Consider the following 7,610-nt stretch of genomic DNA (forward strand, 5'->3'; position numbering starts at 1 on the left):
CGCTGCAAAAAGGGTCGAAGTCCAACAATTTCGTGGCCGTTTCATTAGGATCCGCCGAAGGACGGCGAAGGATCTTGGTGAGGGCTCGTGAAAAGAGTGAGAGTACCCGGGGCATCGTTTCTTCTCTCACTCTTCACTCTTCCCTCCTCACTCTTCACTCTTCCCTCTTCACCCTTCACTCTTCACTCTTCACCCTTCACTCTTCACCCTTCACTCTTCCCTCTTCACCCTTCACCCTTCACTCTTCACCCCTACTCCCGGTACTTCTGCCCGTGTCGCCGTCGCCAGCGGTCGTGATTCCAGACCCATTGTTCCGGACGTCGCCGGATCTGCCGGACGATCGCGGCGGTCATCCTTTGCGTGATCTCCACCGGATCGAGCTCGGATGCGTCGAGCGGCGGCTCGAAGCGGACCAGGTGTCGCCCGTCGTCGAGCCGCTCGGTGAAGCCGGCGATCACCTGTGATCCTCCCTTTTTCGCGAGCCGCGCCGGGCCGATCGGCGTAGGAGCCTCACGGCCGAGAAAATCGACGTCGACCACCTCGGCGTTGATGCTCTGATCGATGAGCACACCGAGGATCTTTCCCTCGCGGAGGGTCCTGAGAATGTCGGCGGCGGAGCTTCGGGAGCCGCGACCGATCGTCGTGACGCCGAATCGCGCCCGGGAGCGGACGATGAACTCGTTCATTCTCTCGTCGTCCATCGATCTCGCAATGACGTTCATCTCGAGCCCGGCCACCGCGATCGCCGCCGCCATCCACTCCCAGTTGCCGCAGTGGCCGGTGAAGAGGACGACGCCGCGGCCGTGATCGACCGCCGAGCGAAGATTGTCGAGACCCTCGAATTCGGTGTTCTCACGGACCCTGTCGGCCCGATGCATCCAGCAGACCTCGGCCAGTGACCGGCCGAGATGACGGAAGACCTCGGCTCCCATCTCCTTTTGCGCTTCGGCGGAGAGCTCGGGCATGGCCGTCTCGAGGTTTCGGAGAGTTTTTCGGCGGTCCCTTCGGGCCACGCGCCAACCGAGCGAGCCGATTGCAGCGCCGAGCTTCTGGACGGTACAAAGGGAGAGCGGTCGCAGAAAGGACGAGAGGATCGAGAGAGCGCCGGACAGGACGAAGCTGCGAATGTGACGTTTCACTTCACGAACGAGGCGACGACCGCGTCCCACTGATGGCGCTCGATGAGGAGGCGCTCGATCAGCTCGCGCAACGCACCCTTTCCTCCGGCAGCGTTGAGTCTCCAGGTTGCCACCGCCTGCACTTCCGCGGCGGCGTCCGATGGCGCGGCGGAAATCGCCGCGTGCTTCATCGCTCCGAGGTCGGGCAGATCGTCGCCGATGTAACAGACGTCCTCCCACGTGTAGCCGGTGCGCTCCAAAAGCGTCAGGATTGCTTCGCTCTTGTCCGCGGCTCCCTGGATCACGTGCTCGATGCCGAGCTCGGAGCAGCGCCGGGCAACGGCCTGCGAAGTGCGGCTCGAAACGACCCCGACGACGATACCCGCCTTCTGAGCCAGCCGGATGCCGAGCCCGTCGCGAACGTTGAAGTGCTTGATCTCGAGGTCGCCGGAGCCGTAGATGATGCTGCCGTTGGTCCAGACGCCGTCGACGTCCGTCAGGAGAAGCTTGATGTTCGCGGGAGATCTCATCGGATCAGTGCCTGAAGTGTCGCCGGCCGGTGAAGATCATTGCAAGATCGAGCTCGTCCGCCCGCTTGATGACGTCCTCGTCGCGGATCGAGCCGCCGGGCTGGACGATCGCCCGGATTCCGGCGTCGGCAAGAACTTCGATTCCATCCGGAAAAGGGAAGAAGGCGTCGGACGCGGCGACCTTTCCCTCAGGAGACGAAACAGCCTTCTCGAGGGCGAGCCGAGCTGCATCGACCCGGCTCATCTGACCGGCACCGATTCCGACCGAGCCCTTCTCGTCGGTGAGGACGATCGCGTTCGATTTGACGTGAGCACACAACGTCCACGCGAATCTCATCGCGTGCTCTTCTTCTTCGGTGGGTTTTCGCTTGGTCACGACTTCCCACTGGTCCGGAGCCGAGGCGGTGTCGCGGTCCTGAATCAGAAAGCCGCCCGCTGCACTCCGAACCTCCGTCTCGATCCCGAGTCCCCTGGCCACGACCAGCCGGAGGTTCGTCTTTTTTCCGAGAATCTCGAGGGCCTCCGCGGAAAAGGACGGAGCGACGATCACCTCGAGAAAGAGCTTCCCGATCCTTTCGGCCGTCTCGCCGTCGAGCTGCCGGTTGGCGGCGAGGATGCCGCCGAAAGCGGAGACGGGATCACCCTCCAGCGCCCGGGTAAACGCGTCCGCGATCGAGCCGGCGATTGCGGTTCCGCACGGGTTGGTGTGCTTGATGATCGAAACGCAGGGCTCGTCATACGATGACGCGACTCGCCAGGCGGCGTCGAGGTCGAGGAGGTTGTTGTATGAGAGTTCCTTTCCCTGCAGCTGCTCGAAGGGAGGAGTTGCCGACTCGCTGTAGAAGCCGGCCTTCTGATGAGGGTTCTCACCGTAGCGGAGGGTCTGCTGCAGCGTGAGATCTAGCGTGAGTCGCTCGGATGTTTCCGAGGTTCCCTGCTTTCCGAGCCAGGCCGCAATTGCCCGATCGTAGCCCGCGGTCGTCTGGAACACCCTTCGCGCCGCTTCGAGCCGGTATTCGGAGGAGATCTCCCCGGTCTCCGCGAGCCGGATGAGCTCGTCGTACATCGATGGATCGCAGACGGGAAGGACGTGCTCGTGATTCTTGGCGGCGGCGCGGAGCATCGAAGGCCCGCCGACGTCGATCTGCTCGATCGCTTCCCGGAGCGTGACGCCCTCTCTGGCGACGGTCTCTTCGAATGGATAGAGATTCACCACGACGAGATCGATCTCGACCAGGTCGTTGTCGGCCATCTCGTCGCGGTGCTTTTCGTTGGAACGATCGGAGAGGATCCCGCCGAATACGCTCGGGTTGAGCGTCTTGACTCTTCCACCGAGAATCTCCGGAAAGCCGGTGAGATCGGTGATCGACCGTACGGAGATTCCTGCCTCCTCGAGCGTCGAGTAGGTACCCCCCGTCGAGATGATCTCGACGCCGCGATCGGCGAGAAAGTGGGCGAGCCGTTCGACGCCGGTCTTGTCGTAAACCGAGATCACGGCGCGCCTGAAAGGAAAGTCAGTCAACTCGGATTCCTCCTCGTAGATTTTGCTCGGGAACCGGTATCTGGCCGGGTTTGAGTCTGTAAGCTCTTTGAACGTCTCCCTCGACGCGGTTCCAGATCGCGTAATAGACGTTGACGAGGTCGGTGATCGAATGAGAGTAGGAGAGAGCGGCTACGGCGAACGCGGTCGAGCGATCGTCGAAGGCGCGTGATGAGCGGATCTCTCCGCCGCGAAAATACTCGTACTCGAGCATCGGTCCGTACCCCGAGGATCTGCGGACGGAGCGTGCCATCAGGCTTCTCGGATCGAACCGGCGGTCGATGCCATAGAAGACCGGGCGAAATTTGACGAGTCGCCGCTCGAGGTAGCTCTCGTAGTCGGCTCGACGCGATTCGAGTCTCTTCGATTCGAACGTCATGAACGGATTATTGGCGTCGCCGACCAGATGTGAGACGACGCCGAGCCTGTAGACGATCGTCTCGATCGGCTCGCGGGATCGGATCGCTTCGACCACAGATGACGCTTCCTCGATGATGCGGTCCTGAAGCCGCCCGTCACGCGTCGCGATGTGGTCGGCCATCTTTCCGCGAAGCTCCTCCCTCCGGCCGGCGCTCAGCCCCTCCTCGAAGGCTTCCTCGTGCATCTCGACGATTCGAGCGAGGTCGCGGGGGCCGAGCTCGAGCGCGAGCTTGGTCATCGCGATCTCGGTCTTCGGCGACCAGGCGAGCAGGGGGAAGGCGGTCAGGGATACCAGGGAGAACAGCAGGATCCTTCGCACGCGCGGATCTTACATGAAGAAGGGGAGGGGCAAAGGCTCGCCCGCATCAAAAGGGCTTCGAGGTTGGAGGTTGGAGGTTCGAGGTTGGAGGTTGGAGTTTGAAGTTGGAGGCACTTGATTCTCGCGTGATTAAACCCTCGTCATCCTGAGCCGCCGAAGGACAGCGAAGGATCTGGGGGCAGGTCGTGAGGCAACGTGACCAGCACCTGCAACTTTGACTAACGAGCCTCCGCCCAGATCCTTCGCCCGCGCTGCGCCGGGCTCAGGATGACGTGGTCTGGGGTTTCGCGAGCTCATTTCGCCTAGCCGCGTCGAACATCCACCCGGATTCTCGACGCGGTTCGATCGTTTGCTCTGCACGCTCGTGAATCGGCGCGCGAAAAGGCATCACGCGGACTCACGACACGACCGTGCGTTTCCACGCCGGGTGCGAAGCAATCGATGCGAGCGCCTGGTCGAGCAGTACCTGATGCACCGGCTTGTTGAGCCACGTCGAGCGCCCCGATGGGTGGGGGATGGCGACGAGGTCGAGATCGTGCGTTGCGCGCTCGACTCGGTGAACGCGACCGATCACGGCATCGAGCTTCGGACATTTCATGAAGAGCTCGATCGCGAAGCGGCCGACCGCGATCACGAGCTCGGGTCGCAGCAGCAGCATCTCCTCGTCGAGCCAGTGCGAGCAGCGGGCGACTTCCTGGCTGCTCGGCGGCCGGTCCGACCGCCCGTCCGGCGTGCGGCCGGGAAAACAACGCGCGGCAGCACAGATGTGAACGCGTGAGCGGAACCTCTCCTCGTCGACTCCGATGCTCCCGAACCAATCGAAGAGCCTCGTGCCCGCGGTCCATGCGAACGGCTTCCCCGCATCGTGCTCGCGTGGTCCCGGCGCCTGCCCGACGAGAATCACCTTCGCGTCCGCTACGCCACCCGTGACCGGCAGCCCTTCGACAGTCGGACATGCCCGGCATGCGTGGACGGCCTGCATGTGTGCGGCGAACTCGATCATTTTCAGGAATCAGGAATCAGGATCCAGGAACCAGGGCTCACCGGGCACAGCTTCACCCTCGCGTTTCAAGGTTCTGTTTCTACTTATCATTGACCGTGATCCCGGCAAATATTGTGTTCTCCCGCCTCACTGGCTCCCGACTCCTGAATCCTGGTTCCTGCCTCACCTCCAGAGGATGCCGAATCGCCTGATCGTGATGTCGGACGCCTTCGGCCGGATCGTCACTTCCTCGAGCTCGATCGCCGCCGGATCCGTGGCGAGATCGAGAGACTCCAGCTCCTCGGCGAGCTCACGGTCGAGCGCCTCGATGTCGAGTTTGACGCGCTCGGACCGTTCGTTCGCACGGTCGATGTCCGCAGACTCCTTCTTCATGCGGCCGGCTCGTGAGAGGGCGGTGCCGAACGTTGAAGTGCCCTTCCGCCCGAGAAATGCTCCGAGGACGGCGGTACCGAAGGAGACGGCGGTGTCGAGCTTCCGCTCACGGGCCTGATCGGTCTCGCGCTCGACGGCCTGCCGCGCGCGCTCGTAACGCGCTTCGAGAGTCCGAAGCTTTCGGTCGTATTTCGTCCGGAGTCCGGCGGCGACCTCGTCCCGTTTCTCGCGCAGCTTCTGAGCGATTCGCCCACGGAACTCCGCCTCGGTTTCATCCGGCTCGCTCATCAGCTTCGTAGCCGTATGGGTGTAGAGCGTGTAAGCAAAGTCGTGACGGATGGTCCTCGCAGCGGCGCGTCTCCACTTGTCGTGATTCGCTTCGTCGAGCGCTCCCCGCGGAAGCTGTTCATGCGGCCGGTTTTTCGGCGGCGTCGCTGCGAGGTCGGAGTCGTCGATGTCGATCTCTTCCGCGTCGTCCCAATCAGGCTGGCCGCGGTCGGGGACGACGTCGATGAAGAGCGCTACGTCCCGCGAGACTCCCTTTCCGAGGCGACGGTCGGTGTAGTGCACCACGGCCGTTGCGAGGAGTCCCGCGTCCCAGGTCTCGCCGTCGCTTCCGTCGTCGAGATACCACGCCGAGATGCCCGGCGGCATGACCGTCACCGCTCCTGTCGAAGCGGCAGCGGCCTCGAGGGAGGAGCCCTTCGACAAGCCGGTGAGGTCGCGAATCTGATTTCTCGTCAGCGGCCCGGCGAGATACGACATCGCCCATCGCGTATGAAACGTGACCGGCGCATTCTCGTGGACGTTGTGGAGGAGAAAGACACGCTTCGGCAGACTTGACAACGTTCGCTCGAGCTCGCCGGCAGTGAAACGTTCCGACCCGCGGACGCCCCGAAGCCCGTCCATCACGCGTTCCTTGTCGCGCTCGGTCTGGAGCCTTCCGAGGAACCAGGTTCCGGCGTTGGAGAGTGCTTTGTAGTCGAGGTCGACGGGGTTCTGCGTCGCGAGCACGACCCCGATGCCGAAGGCGCGAGCCTGTTTGAGGAGGGTCAGCAGAGGTTTCTTGGACGGCGGTTCGGCGACCGGCGGAAGATAGCCGAAGACTTCGTCGATGTAGAGGATCGCGCGGAGACTCGGAGTGCCCGGCTGCGAGCGCATCCATCCGATCAGACGGTCGAGCAGGTTCGTGACGAAAAACATCCGCTCGCGATCCGACAGATGGGAGATCGTGAAGATCGAGGCTCGAGGCTGCCCGGCATCGTTGCGGAGAAGGGTCGCTGGATCGAGCGGATCGCCTTCGCTCCAGGCGGCGAACGAAGGTGACGCCAGGAGGTGGTTGAGTTTAGTCGCGAGCTCGAACCGTTCGCGGGATGGAAAATAGCTTTCGAGATCGAGAACGCCGATCCGTGTGAACGGCGGCTGCTGCACCCCTCGTATCAGGCCGGCCAGATCGACTGCTCTCCCCTCGGACCACGCGCTCGAAAGAATCGTCGAAACCAGCGTGTGCTCGCGGCTGAGATCCGCCTCGTCGATCCCCGCCAGGTTGAGCAGGCTCGTTGCGATGGTCGACACCGAATCGCGAAAGAGGTCGGGATCTTCGATGATCGCCGCCGGCGGCGCATCGAGTGATCGGAGAACCGAGACCGGCCTGCCGGATGTACTCCCGGGCGTGTAGAGCCTCATCTCGACGGCCTCGCGCATGCGCCGGATCCGCTCGCCGTCCTGGTTCCACTCCTTCAGACCCTTCTTCCACGTCGCGGCCCGCTTGCTCGCGAACTCCTCGATGCTCTCACCTGCGTTTGCAGCCTCTGCGGGATCGATCCAGGGCTGGAAATCGGAAGGGGCGAGGTCGGGGAAGGTGAGCATCAGGTTCGTCAGGTCACCCTTTGGATCGATGGCGATGACCGGGATGTTGTCGATCAGCGCCTCCTCGAGCAGCGTGATGCCGAGCCCGGTCTTTCCGCTGCCGGTCATCCCGATGATCACGGCGTGGGTCGTCAGATCACGGGAGTCGTAGAGGAGCGACTCGCTGGCCATAGAGCCGGTTCCGAGGTCGTATTCGCGTCCGAGATAGAACGCGCCGAGCTTCTCGTAATCGATCATGACGTGGATTGTAGACGGGGTCGGGGGTGGAAATGGAACTTAAAACGCGGAAACCATGCACGCGGGGGAAGCAACCGACGCGGTAAGTTGCAACTTAAGAACCCCCCCCCAAGAAAGGCGGTTGAACGCCCCCACAAAGCACACAAGGCGTAGTGGCTCGTCTGGCGCAAGACCTAAATTGTAGCGGAATGATCGCGCCACC

Annotated in this window: 7 protein-coding genes; 1 reads left to right on the top strand and 6 read right to left on the bottom strand. The window is 62.8% G+C overall.

The window, feature by feature from the left end; genetic code table 11:
- The first annotated feature begins 87 nt into the window (after positions 1 to 87).
- Entirely contained in the window at positions 88 to 297 is a 210-nt protein-coding gene (locus KY459_10660) for a hypothetical protein (GenBank protein ID MBW3565175.1), read from the top strand.
- On the opposite strand, the gene KY459_10665 is transcribed toward KY459_10660, so the two are convergent.
- The 6 genes from KY459_10665 to KY459_10690 form a co-directional block, all read right to left on the bottom strand.
- Positions 252 to 1,139, bottom strand: a complete 888-nt coding sequence (locus tag KY459_10665; protein ID MBW3565176.1) for a lysophospholipid acyltransferase family protein — start codon at positions 1,137 to 1,139, stop codon at positions 252 to 254. The genes KY459_10660 and KY459_10665 overlap by 46 nt on opposite strands.
- Entirely contained in the window at positions 1,136 to 1,648 is a 513-nt protein-coding gene (locus tag KY459_10670; GenBank protein MBW3565177.1) for an HAD-IIIA family hydrolase, read from the bottom strand. The genes KY459_10665 and KY459_10670 overlap by 4 nt, the downstream gene beginning before the upstream one ends.
- A 4-nt stretch (positions 1,649 to 1,652) precedes the next feature.
- The gene (gene purH, locus KY459_10675; GenBank protein ID MBW3565178.1) at positions 1,653 to 3,170 is read right to left on the bottom strand and encodes a bifunctional phosphoribosylaminoimidazolecarboxamide formyltransferase/IMP cyclohydrolase; all 1,518 of its coding nucleotides are present in this window, start codon (positions 3,168 to 3,170) and stop codon (positions 1,653 to 1,655) included.
- Complete coding sequence (locus tag KY459_10680) at positions 3,163 to 3,927, bottom strand: hypothetical protein (GenBank protein ID MBW3565179.1); 765 nt, start codon at positions 3,925 to 3,927, stop codon at positions 3,163 to 3,165. Before KY459_10680 ends, purH begins: the two co-directional genes overlap by 8 nt.
- A gap of 397 nt (positions 3,928 to 4,324) precedes the next feature.
- The gene (locus tag KY459_10685) at positions 4,325 to 4,909 is read right to left on the bottom strand and encodes a uracil-DNA glycosylase family protein (GenBank protein MBW3565180.1); all 585 of its coding nucleotides are present in this window, start codon (positions 4,907 to 4,909) and stop codon (positions 4,325 to 4,327) included.
- A 183-nt stretch (positions 4,910 to 5,092) separates the two neighbouring features.
- Entirely contained in the window at positions 5,093 to 7,408 is a 2,316-nt protein-coding gene (locus tag KY459_10690; GenBank protein ID MBW3565181.1) for a DUF87 domain-containing protein, read from the bottom strand.
- Positions 7,409 to 7,610 lie beyond the last annotated feature (202 nt).

The organism is Acidobacteriota bacterium, from assembly GCA_019347945.1.
In the GTDB taxonomy this organism is placed as follows: domain Bacteria; phylum Acidobacteriota; class Thermoanaerobaculia; order Gp7-AA8; family JAHWKK01; genus JAHWKK01.

Coding starts and splice junctions, on each gene's coding strand:
- KY459_10690 (MBW3565181.1), bottom strand. CDS start 7,408: ATGATCGATTACGAGAAGCTCGGCGCGTTCTATCTCGGACGCGAATAC.
- KY459_10685 (MBW3565180.1), bottom strand. CDS start 4,909: ATGCAGGCCGTCCACGCATGCCGGGCATGTCCGACTGTCGAAGGGCTG.
- KY459_10670 (MBW3565177.1), bottom strand. CDS start 1,648: ATGAGATCTCCCGCGAACATCAAGCTTCTCCTGACGGACGTCGACGGC.